The 20323-nt window shown below is 34.6% G+C and carries 14 protein-coding genes and 2 pseudogenes; 4 read left to right on the top strand and 12 right to left on the bottom strand.

The window, feature by feature from the left end:
• Window positions 1–14: 14 nt before the first annotated feature.
• The 11 genes from CN946_RS19130 to CN946_RS19080 form a co-directional block, all read right to left on the bottom strand.
• The gene (locus tag CN946_RS19130; protein ID WP_098862541.1) at window positions 15–1877 is read right to left on the bottom strand and encodes a beta-glucoside-specific PTS transporter subunit IIABC; all 1863 of its coding nucleotides are present in this window, start codon (window positions 1875–1877) and stop codon (window positions 15–17) included.
• A gap of 407 nt (window positions 1878–2284) precedes the next feature.
• Complete coding sequence (gene licT / locus CN946_RS19125) at window positions 2285–3118, bottom strand: BglG family transcription antiterminator LicT (protein WP_098862540.1); 834 nt, start codon at window positions 3116–3118, stop codon at window positions 2285–2287.
• 535 nt (window positions 3119–3653) lie between these two features.
• Entirely contained in the window at window positions 3654–5075 is a 1422-nt protein-coding gene (locus CN946_RS19120; protein ID WP_098862585.1) for an amino acid permease, read from the bottom strand.
• Window positions 5076–5259: 184 nt separating this feature from the next.
• Complete coding sequence (locus CN946_RS19115; RefSeq protein WP_098429402.1) at window positions 5260–5538, bottom strand: YokU family protein; 279 nt, start codon at window positions 5536–5538, stop codon at window positions 5260–5262.
• Complete coding sequence (gene kamA, locus CN946_RS19110; RefSeq protein WP_056474596.1) at window positions 5538–6968, bottom strand: lysine 2,3-aminomutase; 1431 nt, start codon at window positions 6966–6968, stop codon at window positions 5538–5540. The genes CN946_RS19115 and kamA overlap by 1 nt, the downstream gene beginning before the upstream one ends.
• Before the next feature lie 253 nt (window positions 6969–7221).
• Entirely contained in the window at window positions 7222–8610 is a 1389-nt protein-coding gene (locus tag CN946_RS19105) for a sigma-54 interaction domain-containing protein (RefSeq protein WP_098862539.1), read from the bottom strand.
• 65 nt (window positions 8611–8675) lie between these two features.
• A complete protein-coding gene (gene ablB, locus CN946_RS19100; protein ID WP_098862538.1) occupies window positions 8676–9539 on the bottom strand; it encodes a putative beta-lysine N-acetyltransferase in 864 nt (287 codons plus the stop codon).
• On the bottom strand, window positions 9517–10830 hold the full coding sequence (locus tag CN946_RS19095; protein WP_098862537.1) for a peptidase: 1314 nt from the start codon (window positions 10828–10830) through the stop codon (window positions 9517–9519). The genes ablB and CN946_RS19095 overlap by 23 nt, the downstream gene beginning before the upstream one ends.
• Window positions 10831–10845: 15 nt before the next feature.
• Window positions 10846–11508, bottom strand: coding sequence for a 3-oxoacid CoA-transferase subunit B (locus tag CN946_RS19090; RefSeq protein ID WP_098862536.1), 663 nt, complete (start codon window positions 11506–11508; stop codon window positions 10846–10848).
• Window positions 11493–12191, bottom strand: coding sequence for a CoA transferase subunit A (locus CN946_RS19085; RefSeq protein WP_098862535.1), 699 nt, complete (start codon window positions 12189–12191; stop codon window positions 11493–11495). Before CN946_RS19085 ends, CN946_RS19090 begins: the two co-directional genes overlap by 16 nt.
• Entirely contained in the window at window positions 12188–13522 is a 1335-nt protein-coding gene (locus tag CN946_RS19080) for an aspartate aminotransferase family protein (RefSeq protein ID WP_098862534.1), read from the bottom strand. The genes CN946_RS19085 and CN946_RS19080 overlap by 4 nt, the downstream gene beginning before the upstream one ends.
• A gap of 397 nt (window positions 13523–13919) precedes the next feature.
• On the opposite strand from CN946_RS19080, the gene CN946_RS19075 reads away from it, so the two are divergent.
• From CN946_RS19075 to CN946_RS19060, 4 genes and pseudogenes are all read left to right on the top strand, one after another.
• Window positions 13920–15761: a terpene cyclase/mutase family protein gene (locus CN946_RS19075; RefSeq protein WP_098862533.1), complete on the top strand. Its 1842-nt coding sequence runs from the start codon at window positions 13920–13922 to the stop codon at window positions 15759–15761.
• Between the two features lie 122 nt (window positions 15762–15883).
• Window positions 15884–16183: a hypothetical protein gene (locus CN946_RS19070; RefSeq protein ID WP_098862532.1), complete on the top strand. Its 300-nt coding sequence runs from the start codon at window positions 15884–15886 to the stop codon at window positions 16181–16183.
• Between the two features lie 669 nt (window positions 16184–16852).
• Window positions 16853–17533: a response regulator transcription factor gene (locus CN946_RS19065; protein WP_098232390.1), complete on the top strand. Its 681-nt coding sequence runs from the start codon at window positions 16853–16855 to the stop codon at window positions 17531–17533.
• A pseudogene (locus tag CN946_RS19060) lies at window positions 17530–19344 on the top strand (sensor histidine kinase). Before CN946_RS19065 ends, CN946_RS19060 begins: the two are co-directional and overlap by 4 nt.
• A 236-nt stretch (window positions 19345–19580) precedes the next feature.
• Here the strand turns inward: CN946_RS19060 and CN946_RS19055 are convergent.
• Window positions 19581–19925: pseudogene (locus CN946_RS19055) on the bottom strand (hypothetical protein); the annotation flags it as partial.
• Window positions 19926–20323: the final 398 nt, after the last annotated feature.

Raw genomic sequence — 20323 nt, 5'->3', positions numbered from 1 at the left:
AATCGTTTTCTAAATTAACCACAAATCGTTAAAAGTGTTTCATTTTCTTTAACGTTTTCTTTATTTACTGCATTTATTTCAAGATAGTTAGTACTATTTGTAATAATGACAGGAGTTGTAACCTCATAGCCTGCTTCTTTGATTTTTACTAAATCAAATTCTACTAGTAAGTCTCCAGCTTTCACGACGTCACCCTGGCTAATATGTGCTGTGAAAAATTCCCCATCTAATTTAACTGTATCCATACCAACGTGAATTAGAATTTCAATTCCATTTTCGGATGTAATGCCAATCGCGTGCTTCGTTCTAAATAAAGTTGTAACAACACCATCTACAGGAGAAACAACTTTTCCCTCTTGAGGTTCGATAGCAATACCTTTACCTAAAGCTTCACTTGAGAATGTAGCATCCTTAACATCAGTTAAAGGTACAACTTTTCCTTTTATAGGACTTACTACTTCTTGAACACGGTTTTTATCAACGTTTTTTACTTCATTTACTACTTTTTCTTCCTTTTGGTCTTCTTTTACTTCTACATCCTCGAAGCCAATAAAGTACGCAGCAACTGTACCTGCGATAAACGCAATCGGTAAACCGATCAATGCATAAACAAATGTTTCACCAATAAAGAAAGGAATTCCTGGAAGACCAGCGTTACTTGGAATAACGTATAGTTTTACGGCCATCAATGCATAGTAAGCTCCACCGATTGCTCCACCAACTAAAGCTCCAATGAATGGCTTTTTAAGTCTCATATTTACACCATACATAGCTGGTTCTGTTACTCCCATTAAAGCTGTCATACTAACTGAAAGTGCTAATGATTTAAATGATTTGTTTTTTGATTTTAAGAATACTGCAAAAGCCGCTCCAGCTTGCCCCATATTAGCCATAAACATTGCTGGAAGGATTGTATCGTATCCTTTTGTACTTAAGTTTCCAACTACAATTGGAAGAAACGCGTAGTGCATCCCAGTCATAACGATTAAAGAGAATGTACCTCCAAGCAGAAGTCCTGCAAAAATGCCTGTATGAGCATATAGGAAAGTAACACCTTTAGAAAGACCAGTGCCAATGAATACACCAAGTGGACCAACAGCAATTAAAGTGATTGGAACCATTACCAATAGAGTAATAGTCGGTACGATAATTAGTTTAACCATGCTCGGAGTTACACGATCAGTCCATTTTTCAACATAAGATGCGATCCAAACGGCCAATAAGACTGGAATAACGGATGAAGCATATGTTACAGCCGTTACAGGAAGACCGATAAAGTGTACTGGTTTGCCACTACTTAATAACGCTGTAATGGATGGATGCATAATCGCACCTGCGATTGAAACTGCAACAAATTGATTGGACCCAAATTTTTTCGCTGCACTAAAAGCAACTAAGAACGGTATGAAGTAGAATGCACCGTCTCCGATTGCATTCATAATGATATATGCTTGGCTTTTGTCTGAAATCCAGTGGAATGTCAAAAGAATAGCAAGAATTGCTTTGATCATACCCGCTCCAGTGATTGCAGGTAATATTGGTGCAAATGTTCCAGATATTACATCAAAAATACTTCCTATACCTTTACCTTTAGCCTTTTTATTACCATCTGAATTACCAGAATTAATATTGGCAATTTTATTTATTTCATCAAATACTTTTACAACATCGTTTCCAATGATTACTTGAAACTGAGTGCCGCTTCTGTTTACCCCCATGACACCATCAATTGCTTCGATTTTAGCCTTGTTTTTATCTGCAAAGCTATCGTCGTTCAAATTAAATCGAAGCCTAGTAATACAATGAATCAAATTGGTTATATTTTTTTCCCCACCGACTAAATCTATAATCTCACTAGCAGTTCGCTTATAATCCATAAATACCCCTCCTTAAATTATGGAAAATTCCAAAAATAATTAAGAAATCTTTCAATTTGTTATTTTAGTAAAATAAAAAACCTAAACTACAGGTGCATGTAAAAATCATCATACACTCTTGTAATTTAGGTTTTGCCTGCATGACCAGTAACAATCCTGAATTTTGTTATTTAATTTTTAATTAAATACAATGATATGTAAACTGGCCCATCTTGAGCTCCCTCGTCCGGATCAAAAGTGTCCCAAGAAAACAAAAAACCTAAACTGCACGCCTCAGGAAAACATAAGAGACGACAATTTAGGTTTTGCCTGCACGACCAGTAACAATCCTATAAAATCGGATGTATTTAATTGATAACTTGATATTATCACTGTAAATTAACATTGTCAACGCTTTCACCAAAAAATTAATTTCTATTTACAACGCGAGCAATATGAATTGTTAGATAAAGTTTTTCTTCTGTGCTTAATTCATACTCATATTTTTTTAGAACAAAATCTTTGATTTTTTCTGTACAAACAGAAGCATCTTTATATTTCTCTTTTATTGTATTGAACAGAAAATCTTCCTCATTATTTAAATATGTCTTACTAAAAATCCTTTGAGCAAAAAATTTAAGATGTGTAACAAAGCGATAATAGTTTAAAGATTCCTCATCAAACTCAATTTTAAAATGATATTTTACAATAGTTAATATTTCTTGAATGAACTTTGTAATATTTACAATGTTCGTCATTTCCTCATTCAATTCCGCGTTTACTACGTGCAAAGCAATAAAACCTGCTTCATCCTCAGGTAAACGGATTCCTGTTTTTTGCTCAATAATATTTAATGCATGTTTCCCAACTGAAAATTCTTCCTTATACAGTCGTTTTACTTCCCAAAGTAAAGGATTCTTGATTTCCAATCCATTTTTCTGTCTATATAAGGCAAAATGAATATGATCTGTTAGAGACACATAAATACTTTCACTTAATTTTTTTCCCAACGTCTCTTTTGCAAAGCGGATAATTTCATCTGACAGTTCCATATATTGTAAAGGAATTTCTTCAAGCAGCTTCTTAAAATGCTCAGATAAATCCTTGTTATCCAACTTGAAAACCTTTTCAATCAGTTGCTCATCAACAGGATCGCCTGGCTTTTTCTTAAAGGCTAACCCTCTCCCCATAACAACCATTTCTTGATTTTGCTCATTCAAAACACTTACTACATTGTTATTAATCACTTTATGGATGATCATCTATCTCACCTCTCTTGCGAAGGATTATTTGCAGTACCATTTATTATTTCTATACTATATCTTCTTTTTTTACAGGTCAATTTTACTACATCTATAGGTAAAAAAACCTAAATAACCAATGTCTAACATTAAGACATTGATTACCTAGGTTTTGCCTGCATTGCAGTAACAATCCTTTTACTTATAAGATACAGATAATTATAAAAAATATCATATTTATTAACAAGATATTTTTATTTTTTGATTCTGTAAGAGTATAAGATTGCTATGTACTTACAAAAACCAGTGTACTTTTTACTATTTTGCTCTGCTAGTTTATTCCAAATTCTTTAGATGGAGGAATGACTGAGTACTCTCTGTCGTCTGTTAAAATATAGCTTTTCAACTTAGTACTTCTTCGGTCTATATCAGATTTAAATTATAAATGATACCGAATTTTCAGATAAAAAAAAGAGATGCTAATTCAAATACGAATTACATCTCCAAACAATTTACTATTCAATTAAAAGCTAGACTTTAAATATGTCGTTCACACTCAATTCTCCAAATCACATTCATTAAGCTGAACAATTTTTGTTCTTTTTATTAGTTTATATCCAATCCATAAAACAAGGAATAATGGCAAACCTATATATGAAACAAGTACACCATTCCAGTCAATTGCTTTGCCCATAAATGCTGCATAGTTTTGTCCAAGAATAACGACCCCACATAGGGCGAAAGCAAATATTGGTCCGAACGGGAACCATTTCGCTTTATACGGTAGGTCATTTAAATCCTTCCCTTGTGCTACGTATGCTTTACGGAAACGATAATGACAAATTGCTATTCCAAGCCAAGCAATAAAACCAGACATACCAGAAGCATTAAGTAACCAAATGTAAACAACTCCGTCACCATATAGTGAAGCTAAAAATGCTAATGTACCGACTGCCGCTGTAATGATTAATGCATTAACAGGTACACCCCTTTTATTTAACCTACCAAATGCTTTTGGGGCTTTCCCTTGACGAGCCATATCCCACAGCATTCGTGCTGAAGCATACATTCCTGAGTTTCCTGCTGATAAAACCGCCGTTAAGATCACTGCATTCATTACTGACGCTGCAAATGCAATGCCAGCTTTATCAAAAACTAATGTAAATGGACTAACTGCTACATCTCCACTTGCTAGATTATGATTTGTATATGGTATTAGTAGACCTATTACAAATATAGATAATACGTAAAATAATAAAATACGCCAAAATATTTGGCGAGCCGCACGAGGAATATTTCGCTCTGGCTCCTCGCTCTCCCCTGCTGCTACTCCTAATAACTCGGTGCCTTGGAAAGAAAATCCAGCTGCCATAAAGATTCCAAGTGTCGCCATAAATCCTCCATGAAAAGGAGCATCACCAACTGTAAAGTTTTTAAACCCTACTGCTTCTCCACCAATAATTCCAAAAACCATTAAAAATCCCGAAATTAAAAAAATGATTACTGTAACAACCTTTATAATAGAAAACCAGTATTCAGATTCCCCAAATCCTTTAACAGACAGATAGTTTAACAGAAAGATAATAGCTAGAAATAATGAACTCCATAATAGTGAGGATGTATGTGGTAACCAAAATTTCATAACCATTGTAACTGCAGCTAATTCAGCTGCTATAGTAATCGCCCAGTTATACCAGTAATTCCAGCCAAGTGCAAAACCAAGTGCAGGATCAACGAATTTTGTTGCGTATGTACTAAAAGATCCTGCAACTGGCATATATGTAGCCATCTCAGCAAGGCTTGTCATTAAAAAGTACACCATTATTCCAATCGCTATATATGCCGCCAGAACACCACCTGGTCCTGCATTATGGATTGCACCTCCACTTGCCAAAAATAGACCTGTTCCAATTGTGCCTCCTAGTGAAATCATTGTAATATGACGAGGTTTTAATCCCCGCTTTAACTCTTGAGGCATAGAAGAAATATGATTCTCAGAATCAATGACTGTTATTGTATTTACCGTATTTTTCATTAAAATACTCCTTTTCAGTCGTTTTTTGGATTCGATAATTTTCTGCTTTTTTTAACATCCATTGGCAGGATTAGGAAAAAGTTTGAACATTAGAGAAAATGAGAAGCGAATAGTCGCTTCTCATTTCTTATTTGGAAAAATCAAAATAATTCTTCTTTAATAATCTTTGTTGCTCGATCAACTCATTATATGAAGTTGTTTTACCAAGCAGCTTTGTGTTAATTAAATATAATTGCTCCTCAATTGCACCAACAGTATCATCTGTTTGATATGTTATTTTACAATCTAAGCAAATGATACATGGTGTTTCTTTAATCTCAATTGCCTTCGTACCATCAGGAAGTTCCCAGTAGACCGTATTTGTTGATTCAACTATATTAGCTGATTCACACCACTGACATTTCATCATTCAGCGTCTCCTTGCGCACTTCCTACTAGTTTTTCACTAACTTGGATTTTTGTAAGCTGTGCTTGGAATTTCTTTTCTTTTAACTCGTCGCGTTTATCGCGCTTATCTTTCAATGAAGCATGCTCTGGGTTTGTTGCATATGTTTTACGAACCTCCATACGTTGTAAACCTTCTGGTACAAGATTGAATTTTGTTTCATTCATCAATCCTGCGATTCCTGCATTGGAACGTTTTTCATCCATATTAGGATAAATTTCTTTAAAGTATGCTTCTGCTCTACCTGGTACGTAATTTTGTGGTTCCGGATAAGTAGTAATTACACCTTCAAAATTACGAAGAACAACTTTATCAGCACTTTGAGAAATTAAGTAATTTGGTTGAAGAGAAATTTTTCCTCCGCCACCCGGTGCGTCTACTACAAATGTTGGTACTGCATATCCAGAAGTATGGCCGCGCAATCCTTCCATAATTTCTAAACCTTTTGAAACAGGCGCACGGAAGTGTCCAATACCTTCTGATAAATCACATTGGTAAATATAATACGGGCGAACACGAATTTTAACTAAATCATGCATTAGCTTTTTCATAATTGGTACACTGTCGTTAATTCCAGCCAAGATTACAGCTTGGTTTCCTAACGGTACACCAGCATTTGCAAGCATTTCGCAAGCTCGTTTCGACTCCTCTGTAATTTCAATTGAAGTATTAAAGTGAGTATTTAACCAAACTGGATGATATTTTTTTAAGATATTACAAAGATTTTCAGTAATACGTTGTGGGAATACTACAGGTGCCCTTGTACCAATACGGATAATTTCCACATGTGGAATTTCACGTAAATTTTTTAAAATATACTCTAAAATATTATCGTTAATTAAAAGACCGTCTCCACCTGAAATAAGTACATCACGCACTTGAGGATTTTTGCTAATGTAATTAATAGCAGCATCAAGCTGTTTCTTTGGCACTCCCATCCCAATTTGTCCTGAGAAGCGACGTCTAGTACAGTAACGACAGTACATTGAGCATTGATTTGTTACTAAAAATAGGACACGATCTGGATAACGATGTGTTAAACCTGGAACAGGAGAATCTTCATCCTCATGAAGTGGGTCCTCTAAATCATACTTAGTTTTATGAATCTCCGCAGAGATTGGAACTGATTGCATACGAACTGGACAACGTGGGTCATCCGGATTCATTAACGATGCATAATATGGGGTAATGTTTAATGGAATTGTTTTTGTCGCAATTCGTACCCCATCTTCTTCGTCAGGCGTGAGGTTAATTATTTGCTTTAACTCATCCAATGATTTGATGGTATTTGTAAGTTGCCAAACCCAATCATTCCATTGTTCCTCTGTTACATCTTTCCATAATTCAACTTCTTTCCAATGTCTTTTTGGAGCATAGACTGCATTTACCATACTTACATCCCCTTTCAAACTGTTTGTTTTAATATATAGCAAGAGTCGTGCCAAAAATTTACAATTATTTAATAAAAACGCCACAAATATAGAAAATTCAAACTATTCAGCCTGTTTTTTTATTTTTTAAAGTTAAAATCTTAAGTTGGTATCTTCTCAAGATGAATCAAAAATAATAAAACCGCCTAAAATTAGGCGGTTTGGCTATAGAATGAAGTGCTAAAACTAGATTTTTTAGAGATTTAAATGTAGTTTAAACTACGATATTTAACTTTTGAATCTTATATTGAAGAGTTTGCCTAGGTATTTCAAGTAGCGCTGCAGCTTGTTGAATATTAGAATTCGTTTGTAGCAATGCTTGTTTAATAAGTGAAATTTCCATCTCCTGCATTGCAGAACGTAAAGGCTGAACTCCTTTAGTGTCAGTACTTTTCTTAATTTGTTGTAGTTGAATCGGAAGATGTTTAACTGTAAGAGTATGCCCTTCTACCATAATCATAGCATGCTCAATCGTATGCTTTAGTTCTCGGACATTACCTGGCCAATTATATTGGTGGAATAACTCAAATACAGTATGTTCTACATTACGAATATTCTTTGAGAAACGTTCATTGAATTGCTCAACAAAATGAGACGTGAGCAGCTCGATATCATAATTCCTTTCTCTTAAAGGCGGTATGAACAAAGAAAACACATTCAAACGATAATACAAATCCGGTCGCATGATACCGTTTTGAACGCAATCTAAAGGTGATTCGTTAATTGCAGCGATTACCCTTACATTAACTTTACGAGTCTTTTGATCACCTATCCGGCGAACAACTCCATCCTCTAGTACTCTTAATAGCTTGGCTTGAAGCTCTAATGGCATTGAGTTTAGTTCATCTAAAAACAAACTTCCACCATCTGCAAGTTCAAATAACCCTGCTCGATCTATCGCTCCCGTATAACTACCCTTTGTCGTACCAAATAGTATACTTTCCAATAATGATTCTGGTAAAGCAGCACAGTTTTGAGCAATAAAAGGGCCTTCACTTCTATTTGAACAATAGTGAATTGACTGTACGAAAAGTTCTTTTCCAGTTCCAGTTTCACCAACTACCAGTACTGCAGAGTCTGCATTTGCTACCTTTTCTACTTGATTTTTAACGGCCATTAATGCAGGGTCATCCGTTAATATATCTGAGATCGTATATGAGTGAATTTGTTTAGCTTTTCCTTTTTTCACTTGCGGTTTAATTCTCGCTTGTAAGTCTAAAACCTTCTCACCAAGCGTTTTAATTGTAGAATAATCCTTTGCAATTTCAACAGCACCGATCAATTGATCATCCAAAATAATTGGAATTGTCGTGTTAACTGTATCAATAAAATGGCCTTTAATATTTTCATAGCGTTGAGGCTGTTGAATAATCGCTTGCTTTGTTTCTAGTACTTTCAGTAAGGTACTTGTTTCTTTCGTTAAAGAAGGGAAAGCTTCTAGTACATGCTTTCCCAGAACCTCTTCAACTGAAACACCATCATGGTCAGCCGCAACTTGATTATAAAATATAGTCATTCCATTTTTGTCGACTGCGTGAATTGATTCATCGATACTGTTTAATATGGCACTAATCATTTCATTAGTTGGAATTGTTGCGTTCATTTCATAACCATCCTTTCACTGCCGAAAAATTAGCAATTTGACGCTCATTTTTCGGCAGTTTGACATTAAAAGACTACTTTTGAAAGATCCTTCACCCATACATTCATATCTTCTAATTTATCAAAGATATAGCAGTTGTTTGTCATTCTTCCAGTATACTTATACCCTAATTGATGAAAGGCTGCATTCATTCCATATGATAATGATCGCGCGATCGTATAAGAGCAATAAACTGATTGGCTTACTAAATCCTGTTCCAACTTCTTCATTAACTCTTTCATCAATCCATGCTTACGATGCTCTTCAAGTGTCGCACAATTTGTTAGCTCGGCATTTCTTTGACCGAAGTCCACTTCAGCAGATGCTGCACTTACAATATTTCCATCTTTCTCATAAATCCAATAAATAGTCCCTTCATCCATCGTCTTTTCAACATAAGCGGATTCATTTAAAGGTGTAGGATATACCTTAAAAACTTGACCATATAATTTTGCAAGTTTAGTTGAGTCATTTTTTTCAGCTCTTCGTAAAACATAATCGTCAGGAATTACTTTTTCTTTTGATCGATCACTCTTTAATACAGCATCTAAAATGTCATCTCCAGCAGCCCAATAAAGACTATTTCTTCGATCCTGGCTGACATATTTCGTAACAAAAAAGCCATCACTACCTTGAAAATAGCCTTTCAGTGCAGATTCAATCATATATCCTGATTGTAAGAAGGAATATAAATGTTCACTTCTTGCTTTAATAATCAGCTTAGTAAATTTGTTTTCTTTTGCTAGTTTTTCTATTCTCTCGATTAGTAGTGATACATTCCCTAAGTAAAAATCGACTCGAATTCGCTCATTAAAATAATCTAAAGCACCTTCGAAATAATAGTTTTCCTGTTGAACTTTAATTGTTTCATAATACTTTTTCGTTTTCATATGCTCCCTCACCTTCTTGTTGTTGGCCCTCAACTCCACACCAGTCAATTAATGTACAGGCAATGATTTCTGCAGCTAAAAACATTTGATCTAAATCAATAAATTCATCTGGGTAGTGAGCTACTTTTGTCTCCCCTGGTCCAAAAACAATCATTGGAATATTTAAAATTTGTGTAAATAATCCACCATCAGTTCCCCATGGTGCAGCTTCAACGACTGGGTTTTGTTTCATTGTTTCAAGATAGTTTCGTTGCAAAGTTTGCACTAATTCACTATCAGCTTCAACAGTACCAGGAACCCATCTTGCTCCAAACCACTCTACTTCTACAGGATTTTCTACGAACCAATCATCAAGATTTTTAATATTATCTATCCAATTCTCAAATTCTATTTTCGCATCTTCTAATCTTTCATTTGGCGCTACTCCGAATCTTCCTTCTAAAGTCACTAAATCAGAAACAGAAGATGGCCATGTTCCACCTTGAATTGTTCCAATATTAATTGGAATCGGAATCGGTACTCCATCATATAACGGATCAGCTATTCGTTCATTTCGTAATTGCTCAAGTTTTTGGATTTGTTGAATGATGAGTACGCTTTTTTCGATAGCGCTTACACCTTCGTAACGAGTACCTCCATGTGCTACCTTACCTTTTACCTTAAGACGGAACCACATTGATCCTTGCTGCTTAATGAAAAACTTCATATTTGTTGGTTCAGGGATAATAACACCATCAGCTGTATATCCTCGCAAAATTGTAGCAAGTGTACCAGCACCACCACTTTCTTCCTCGATTACACTTTGAAAATAAACATTACCTTTTAGTGTAATTCCACTTCTTTTTATTGCTTCAATTGCTAAAATTAGCGCAACATTTCCACCTTTCATGTCAGTTGCCCCACGCCCATAAAGCTTGTTATCTACAACGGTTGCACTGTAAGGTGAGTAAGTCCATTGCTGAATATTTCCTTCTGGAACAACATCAATATGTCCATTTAGGATCATGGACTTCCCTCCGCTCGTTCCTTTAAGCGTAGCAACAATATTAGGACTACCAGTAAAACTATCTCTTGTTGAAATAAAATAAGGATGCTCTTTCATTTCTTTTAGATCTGGTTCCCATACGTCTAAATCCAATTCAAGCTCTCTCAGCTTTTCAAGGACAATTGCTTGTGCCTTACTCTCATTACCAGACACACTATTTTCCATAACTAGCTGTCTAAGAAGATCAATTGTTTTTTCTTTATGATCACTTATATAATCTTGAATAACTTTTTTGTAATGACTCATCCACTTCACCCTTTTCTATATAAACATTTTTAAATCTGTACTAATTTCTAGTTTGGCACCAGTTTTTTCGATTACATCCTCTACAGTATATGGACTCATTAATTCTTTAAGCACTAAAGTATCATTGACTACTTCAATGACAGCCATTTCAGTTATGATTAAATCAACACAAGATTTGGATGTTAATGGTAAACTACATTCTTTCACAATTTTTGGATTTCCAGCTTTATCGGTATGATTCATAACGACTATTACTCTTTTAGCCTTTTGAGCTAAATCCATCGCTCCACCTATTCCTGGTACACGCTTTCCAGGTACTATCCAGTTTGCTAAATCTCCTTTTTCACTAACTTGTAATGCCCCTAGAACTGTTAAATCTAGTAAGCCTCTTCGTATAATGCCAAAAGCAGTAGCACTATCAAAATAGCTAGATCCTTTTAGAACAGTTATCGGAAAACCACCTGCATTACATAAATTTTCATCTTCTTTTCCTTTTTCGGGACTCGGTCCAATTCCCATAACGCCATTTTCCGCATGGAACATAACATGTACATCTTCCGGTAAGTAATCAGGAACAATGGATGGAATTCCAATTCCTAAATTTACGATCATTCCGTTTTTTATTTCCTTAGCAGCTCGCATTGCAATTTTTTGACGAAAGTCTATTCCCATGCCCATTTCCAGTTCACTCCTTCTGATGAAATTATGTAATCAACAAACACACCTGGAGTTACGATTTCCTCAGGATTCAACGAGCCAAGTGGAACGATTTCTTCTGCTTCTACAATCGTAATATCCCCTGCCATAGCCATATGAGGATTCATATTTCTTGCACTCTTGTCAAAAACCAAATTTCCAAATGGATCGGCTTTCTTTGCAAAAATAATACTGACTTCTGCTTTAAGAGCTTCTTCAACTAGAAATTGTTTACCTTTTACAGATACTTTCTCTTTACCGTTTTCTGCCATACTATCAAGACCTACATCTACTAATACCCCTCCAAGCCCCATTCCTCCAGCTCGGATACGCTCTGCTAACGTACCTTGCGGAGAAAATTCTACATTGAGCTTACCTTCCGTCATTAATTTTCCTGCAAACGGATTCGATCCTATATGAGATGTCACAATTGACTTAATCCTTTCATTCCTTACCATCCTTCCGATACCAATGTCCGGAAATCCAGTATCATTACAAACCAAGTGAAGATCCTTAACTCCACTATCAAATAATGCTTGAAGTAAAGTTGGCGGTGAACCGACTCCACCAAATCCTCCAACCATTAGTGTCATGTCGTCATGAAAAAATTGAAGAATTTGTTCCATTGTTGCTATTTTTTTATAAGTATTTTCAACTAAATTCATACGATTTCCCCCTGAGCTGTATAAGTTAGATGGGATTGTTCCATTTCCAATTCTTTTAAACCCTCTGTAAGAATTTGAAGCAATTCATCCAGTTCTCCATAAGTAATCGTTAAAGGTGGTGCAATCATGAAAGCTGAATCTTCTTTTCCATTTTTTCCAGCAACAGAAGGGTATAAAAGTAACCCCTTACTCATTACTTTTTGAATAAAGGAACTTGATTTAATATCATGTATAAATTCAATGCCAATTAACAAACCTTTTCCTCTAACATCTCCTATGTATGGAAATTTCTCTTTTAATCCTTGGAGCTTATTCAACAGATAATTACCTTTTTCTTCTGCGGCTTGTACTAAATTATGTTTCTCAACATACTCAATAACGGCTAATGAAACAGCAGCTGATAGTGGGTTGGCACTAAAAGTATGTCCACTCATTACAAGCTTTGAACCTTGCATAATCGGTTCAATAACTCGATCACTAGCAATCATTGCAGCCATTGGTGTATAGCCAGATGTTAATCCTTTTCCAAGCGTAACGATGTCAGGCTGAACACCCCAATGCTCCATTGCAAACATTTTCCCAGTACGTCCAAGGCCAGTCATAACCTCGTCTGCAATCAGTAAAATATCATACTTTTCACAAATAGCTTTAATTCTTTGGTAATAACCTTTAGATGGTACAATCGCACCACCTGCAGCACCGATAATTGGTTCAGCAATAAACGCTGCAATATGTTCAGGGCCAATTCGATCAATAGCTGTTTCCAATTCAGTTGCACACGCTAAATCACAAGATGGATGTTCTAAGTTGAAAGGACAACGATAACAATATGGTGGTGAAACTGAAGGGTAATCCTCCAAGATTGGTACAAATCTTTGACGTCTTAAAGGGTGACCCGACATAGATAGTGCTCCAATTGTTATGCCATGGTAGCTCATCCAGCGTGAGAGGATTTTATTCTTCCCCTTCATTCCCTTTTCTTGGTAATGCTGTATCGCTAGTTTCATAGCAGTTTCTGTTGCTTCCGTACCACTATTAACAAAGAACGTCCAATTTAAATCACCTTGAGTGATATCACTCAGCTTCTTTGCTAACTTCTCAGCAGGTTCACTAGTAAACTGTGAACGATAAACAAAAGAAACTTGTTTTGCTTGTTCAGTCATAACATCAATGATTTCTTCAACCCCATGCCCAATACCTACAGTAATTGCGCCTGATGAACCATCAATATACCTATTACCATCTTTATCAAATAGGTACACACCCTTTCCATGCGAAATCATAGGGTAATGCTGGCCAAGTAATGGTTTAATTAAATAATCTCTTTCCATTTTTTATCCCCACCCTTCCTTATATAAAACGAAAAAAGCCACACTACTAAATATTGGAAATTTAAATAGAGGGTATTTTTTAGTATTCTTGCTTTCTGAGATACTTCCTTTTTATTTTTTACACTTAATCTCTGTAATCAAAAATTAATTAACTGTTTTTACTTCTTAACAAAAGATTTGTACAGATAGTTGCCCGCCCCAATTGATAGCCATATACATATCTATATAAAGAAAACTCGTTGACTGAAGAACCTTTTAGGTGAAGTCAGAGGCGTAGTTGCACTTATACTTAACCCTTAAAATTGGCAACCACGTCGAGTTAGATTCCCTGCTGCCAATTTATAATTTTTAACGTAAAAAAATAGGGATCACAATCAGTTGGCGGTGAAGATTAAAAATGGATTTATCGGAGAAAGTTAGAACTGAGATAGATAGTTTAATAGATAAAATTAAATTGGATCAGAGTGATGATGGATCTTGGAAATATTGTTTCGAGAGTGGTCCTATGACAGATGCCTATATGATTATTATTTTAAGAACGATTGATTGTCATGATGAAGAACTAATTAAGAAACTGGTAAATCGTTTATTAATAAAGCAAGACGTCAGTGGGGCCTGGAAGCTTTTTGATGATGACTCAGGAAATTTATCCGTAACTGTAGAAGCTTACACCGCGTTGCTTTTTTCGGGTTATATAGAAATTACAGATGAAAAAATGAAGAAAGCAGAAGCGTTCATTCGTCAAAATGGAGGATTAGAGAGTGTACACATCTCCACAAAATTTATGCTTGCTTTACATGAATTGTATCCATGGCCCAGTTTTTTTCCAGTCCCTCTCCTTTTAATGAATTTACCAAAGTTTTTTCCTTTGTCCTTCTTTAAATTTAGTTCTTATGTTCGATTCCACTTTGCTCCACTTTTAATATTAGGACAAAAAAGATTTACGATTAAAAATAAATGGACGCCTACAATACAACATTTGTTTACAAACAGTAAATTTAAAGCGATGAACAAAAAGCGGAAATTCCCAAATTTTAAAGTGCCTTTCATTAATTCATTATCCAAAGTGGCTATTAAGAAGGCCGAGCAATATATTCTTCAAAATATTGAAAGGGATGGAACATTATCTAGTTATGCCAGCGCTACTTTTATTGGAATTTATGCACTTCTTTCATTAGGCTATCAAGCTACTTCTCCCGTAACTCAAAATGCTGTTTTAGGTATAAAATCTTTCCTATTTGAATTGGAAGATTCCCTTCATATCCAAAATTCCCCTTCGACAATATGGGATACAGCACTCACTAGTTACGCGTTGCAGGAAGCAGGTGTGCCAATAAATGATAAAGCGATCGAGTCCGCTTCTAACTACTTAGTCTCCCTCCAACATACACTTGTCGAGAAAGACCATAAGATTTGTTTAGGTGGATGGGGATTTTCAGACAGCAATACTCAAAATCCTGATGTAGATGATACACAAGCAGTCTTAAGAGCAACAACGGATTTCTCTTTAATAGATGCCGATTATCGAAAATCTTGGAACGCTGGAGTGAAATGGTTATTTGATATGCAAAATAAGGACGGCGGATGGGCATCGTTTGAAAAAAACAGTAGCAAGTACTTAAAACTCATCTTCCCTATCCAAAATTTTGTTGATACTGCAGTCGATCCATCTACAGCAGATTTGACTGGTCGAACACTCGAATTTCTTGGATCCAAATTAAAGTTAAATATGGTTCATCCAAGAATTGAGGATGGGGTTAATTGGTTAATCCATCATCAACACGAAGATGGTTCTTGGTATGGTCGTTGGGGAATTTCATATATTTATGGAACATGGGCCGCTATTACTGGTATGAAATCGGTCGGAATCCCTTCAAGTCACCCTAGCATTCAAATAGCTAATAACTGGCTACTCAATATAAAAAACGAAGATGGTGGCTGGGGTGAATCTTGTAAAAGTGACATAGAAAGAAAGTATATCCCTCTTTCTTATTCGACAATTGTTCATACATCATGGGTTGTAGATACGCTCATTTCGATCAACGATTATCCCACTAGTGAAATTGATGATGGAATCGCAAACATTTTAAACTGGTTAAAGGTCCATGATAAGCGATTGACCTATCCAACAGGTGGAGGATTACCAGGTCATTTTTATATAAATTACCATAGTTATCGTCATATTTGGCCCTTATTGACTTTAAGTCATTATCTAAAAAAATATGAGACAAGTGACTAATTTGCGATTTCTAGTTAAACGCCTTGTCCTTATTTTCCTTGACGGCATATACTACATTGTTGAAAAAATATATGTGTGTATGTCATTTTAGTTAATGGTTTAAACAATAAAGGAGTGGCTTTATGGGAAATCTTGACCCAAGCTTAATGAGAGAATTTTGTGGTAAAGTTTGTGATCCTCGCAAGTTTCCACGTATTTATAGTATTCTTCGATCATATCGTAAAAATGATTTAAAAACCCGAGAAGGTGCATGTCATATGATCGATAGACTATCCGATTGCTGCAGTGTATCAATAACTGCAGAACAACGTGAAAACGCGGCTCAATGGCTAATGAATTGTAACGTAAACCCACAAGATCCTGATCACCAAAAAGAAATGTGGAATATGATAAGAAGCAGTAGAAGACGTTCTTGGTTTTAATTAATTGCAGACAGTAATTTTTATATTTTTTTAAATAAATGGCCTATAAGCTTACTCTTTTGAATTATTTCTAGGAGGGATTTTATAGGCCTCTTTGTGTGGATGATTTTATATAAAAATAAGAAATATACGATAGATGCCTTATTCAACATAATGGCAGTTTAGTTGAATAAGAACGTGAAAAAATTAGTTATCAATTCCATGGAAATATAATTAAATTTGTTGGTAAAAAATGGCCTTGTAGCATAAGCTTTTAACTATATTAATAGTTTAAAAAAGGATTAAGATATCCTTTTTTAATCAAGTATTTATCCTATTTGTTGCAATGCAAGTGAAAAATATTAAAAATAAAGTTTAAAAGCTAACAAATTTGTTAGCTTTTATTTTTGTTTTTTAATTACTTTTTCGCTAAATCTTTATCTCATCTTTATCTCATTAGTCTATAATTTTTTCGGAACAGGCGATTTTATAAATATCCTGAATTCTAGTAAAAAGTTTCAAGAAACTAAAACTCACATGCATACGTATCTTAATGAACTGAAAATTAGGTCTTCAGTTAAGTAAGTTTGTTCTTGGTAGCTATTTTCACAGTGGAATCGTTCAGATATTAAATAATAATTGGATAAAATAAGGGAAAAGTAAAGTTTCGAAAGAAAGTGTGGGAAAATAATGCAGTACAAAATCTTAATCGTAGAAGATGAAACGATTTTACGTGAAATAGTGAAAGATTATTTAGTAAATGAAGGTCATGAAGTAATCGAAGCGATTGATGGTGAACAAGCATTGGAGTTATTTCAAGAACAAGATTTTCATCTCATTCTTCTTGATATCATGTTGCCGAATGTCGATGGTTGGGCAGTTTGTAGAAGAATACGTAAAACTTCAAATGTACCAATTATCATGTTAACTGCACGTGTTGATGAGGATGATACACTTCTGGGGTTTGAGTTAGGTGCCGATGACTATGTTACAAAACCTTATAGTCCTCCAATTTTGCTGGCAAGAATTAAACGTTTGCTTGAAAGTCGATATAAAACGAATCAGAACTCAAAAGTTACATTATCTAAACAAGGCATATCGGTCGATTTTTCTTCACGGAAAGTCCAAGTAGATGGTGAAAATATCAATTTAACCCATACTGAATTTGAAATATTAACTTATTTAATGCAAAACCAGGGGATTGTGATTACAAGGGAACAACTCGTGCAAAAGGTTTGGGGTTATGACTACAATGGTGATGATCGAACAATTAATACACATATACGTAATTTACGCTCGAAATTAGGCAGTAAATCAAAACTGATTTCAACGATCATTCGAACAGGATATAAATTTGAGGAAACCGTATGAAATTTGGGATAGTCTTAAAACTGTTTTTATTAACAACAACTTTATGTTTGCTTATCACTGGATCCATTTATATTGGTCAAACAATCTTTTTTAAACAATACTATGCCAATCGTAAAGTAAATGATCTAAAATCAAGTATCAAATCATTTGAGAAACAATACCTAAAAAGTAAAGGTAATGTTCAAACAATCCAGCAATTAGAGCAAGACTTTTATCGTGCTCAAAATACATGGATTACAACACTAGATCAAAATGGAAATATAAAAACAGCACAAGATTATTATGTGGAAATTAAGATAGGAACTAATAAAAATTCAAATCAAATAATAAAGATTCCTTTGTATCATTTATTAAAAGAAGTCGACCTGTTAAAGGATACTCCACCTATTTCAAAAGGTGATATTGTAGATGTTAATACGATTGAGAAACATAACGTAACAATCCCTTATTATCTTTACGTAGTTCAACGTAATTCATACTGGATTAATCAATCCATATGGGAAAATATTGATAAGTCCCTTCAAGTTAGTAATAAGAAATTCGATTTAAAGGAAAAAGTAGAACTATCCCAAAAATATATTGCGGATATCCATCAACGGAAAGGAATTGTACAAACTGTTCGGATTCCTGATCGGAATGATGTTTCTAGCATTATTTATAGAAATAACTTATTTATGGATCGTATTAATGAATTTCAAACGAGCTTATTGTTTGATGAACAAACTAAGTACGAAATGTTCAAAACGCTTGATTATGAACAAAATGGAATCAAGTATAAATTATTTATCGATCCGGTTAAAGATGAAAATGGTGAAACAAATTATATTTTTTCAATGGCTTCTTTACAACCAGTAGATGAAGCTGTGCGGATGGTAAAAGATTATTTTGTCTATATAATTGCGTTTGTTTTACTTCTTACAATTTTGGCATCCATTTATTATTCAATCAAAATTGCAAGACCCTTATTAAGAATTAACGATACAACAAGAAAAATTGCGCACTTAGATTTTTCAGAACGAATTGAATATCATTCGAAAGATGAGTAAGGCGACTTATCTCAGAATATTAATTTGCTTTCAAATACGCTACACTCACATATTACACAACTACAACAAGATATTGAGAAAGAAAAGCAATTAGAAAATACAAGAAAAGAGTTCATTTCAGGTGTCTCTCATGAATTGAAGACTCCACTCAGTATTATGAAAAGCTGTATATCGATACTGAAAGACGGTGTTGCTAGTCATAAGAAGGACTATTATTTTGAAGCGATGGAAAAGGAAGTCGACAAGATGGATCTATTAATTGTCGATATGCTTGACCTTGCAAAATACGAGTCTGGAACGTATAAAATGAAAATGGAGCCCTTTTTAATTGATAAAGTAATTGATCAAATCTGTAGTCAATTATCTTTAGAAATTGTGGAAAAGGAACTTACGATTCATAAAGATTTAACTTCAATCGAAGTGTTCGCAAATCAACATCGAATTGAACAAGTCATCACGAACTATATAACAAATGCGATCCGCTATACACCTGTTCATGAACATATCTATATTTCAACGACAATTGAAGATGAACTAGTGAAAGTAAGTGTGGAAAATAAGGGGTCACATATTCCAAATGACCAATTAGATAAAGTTTGGGAACGTTTCTATCGTGGAGATACGTCTAGACAACGATCAGAAGGTAGCACTGGGTTAGGACTTGCCATTTCAAAAAATATATTGGACTTACATGATGCTAGGTACGGGGTCATGAATACGTCGGATGGTGTATTATTTTATTTTTGTTTAAATAAAAATAAGTGAAAATGTGTTTGAAAAATTTAAGCATACAATTCTTTTTGTTGGATCGCCCTAGTCAAAAGGGCGATTTTTTATTTCAAGCTAACGCATACTATCGGGCAGTATAGTTCTATAAGGAAATTATTAAATTGTAAGAGGAAAAGGAAGCAAAAAGAAAGAACCCTGTTCTCTTAGAAGAAGAATAGGGTTCTTTTATTGTATGGTAGGGGAGACCATAGTTATATTACTGATTGGTTAATTTATTTCTTCCATGGAGTTTCAGTTTTATGCTCGATGACTTGTAATACTTTTGGTTCAATATCTTTTAACATTTGCTCCATTGAATGATCGCCAGTGTTTCCACCTTGAATTTGTGCATCAACCTGTGTTTTTGCAATAACATCAATCACTTGTTGCTTAGAAACGTTTTTAGAAGCTGCAATCTCAACTACAGTCTTTCCTGTTGCTAATTCTTGTTTTAATTCTTGTGCGTTTATTTTTAATATAGAAAATAATTTTCCATCGTTTAAAAAATAATCTGCAGTATAATCAGGTTGACCTTTTGTAGAAAAAAAGCCTTCCACTTTAATATTTGAAGGTGTAGGTTGACCTTTTAATACCGATTGAATTTCTTTAGCGCTTGGTGCTTTTACTGTTGTTTTTACTTGTTTATTTTGATTAGATCGTACAGTTTTTACTGACTCGTTTTTTTCCTTTTGAGCAGCGTATGTAGTGCCAGCTCCTACTAATAATGCTGTTGAGATTCCAAGTACAGTGAATAATTTTGTTTTATGCTTTACCATTTTAAAACCTCTTTTCATAGTTATATTGGGTGTTACAGGTACAAGGATAACCAGACTATGTAAAGATGAAATGAAGATGAGATAAAGTTGAAATGAAACTTTCTTATGTAACTAACTCATGCATTAGTTGTACAACATGAGTTGCTTTGGAGCTCCTTTTTTATTCAACAAAATGGCAGGTTAGTCATAATGAACGAAAC

Source organism: Bacillus sp. AFS053548, from assembly GCF_002575105.1.
Lineage (GTDB): Bacteria > Bacillota > Bacilli > Bacillales > Bacillaceae_G > Gottfriedia.
The sequence above is the reverse complement of the archived record's forward strand: the minus strand, read 5'-3'. Positions and strand labels throughout refer to the sequence as shown.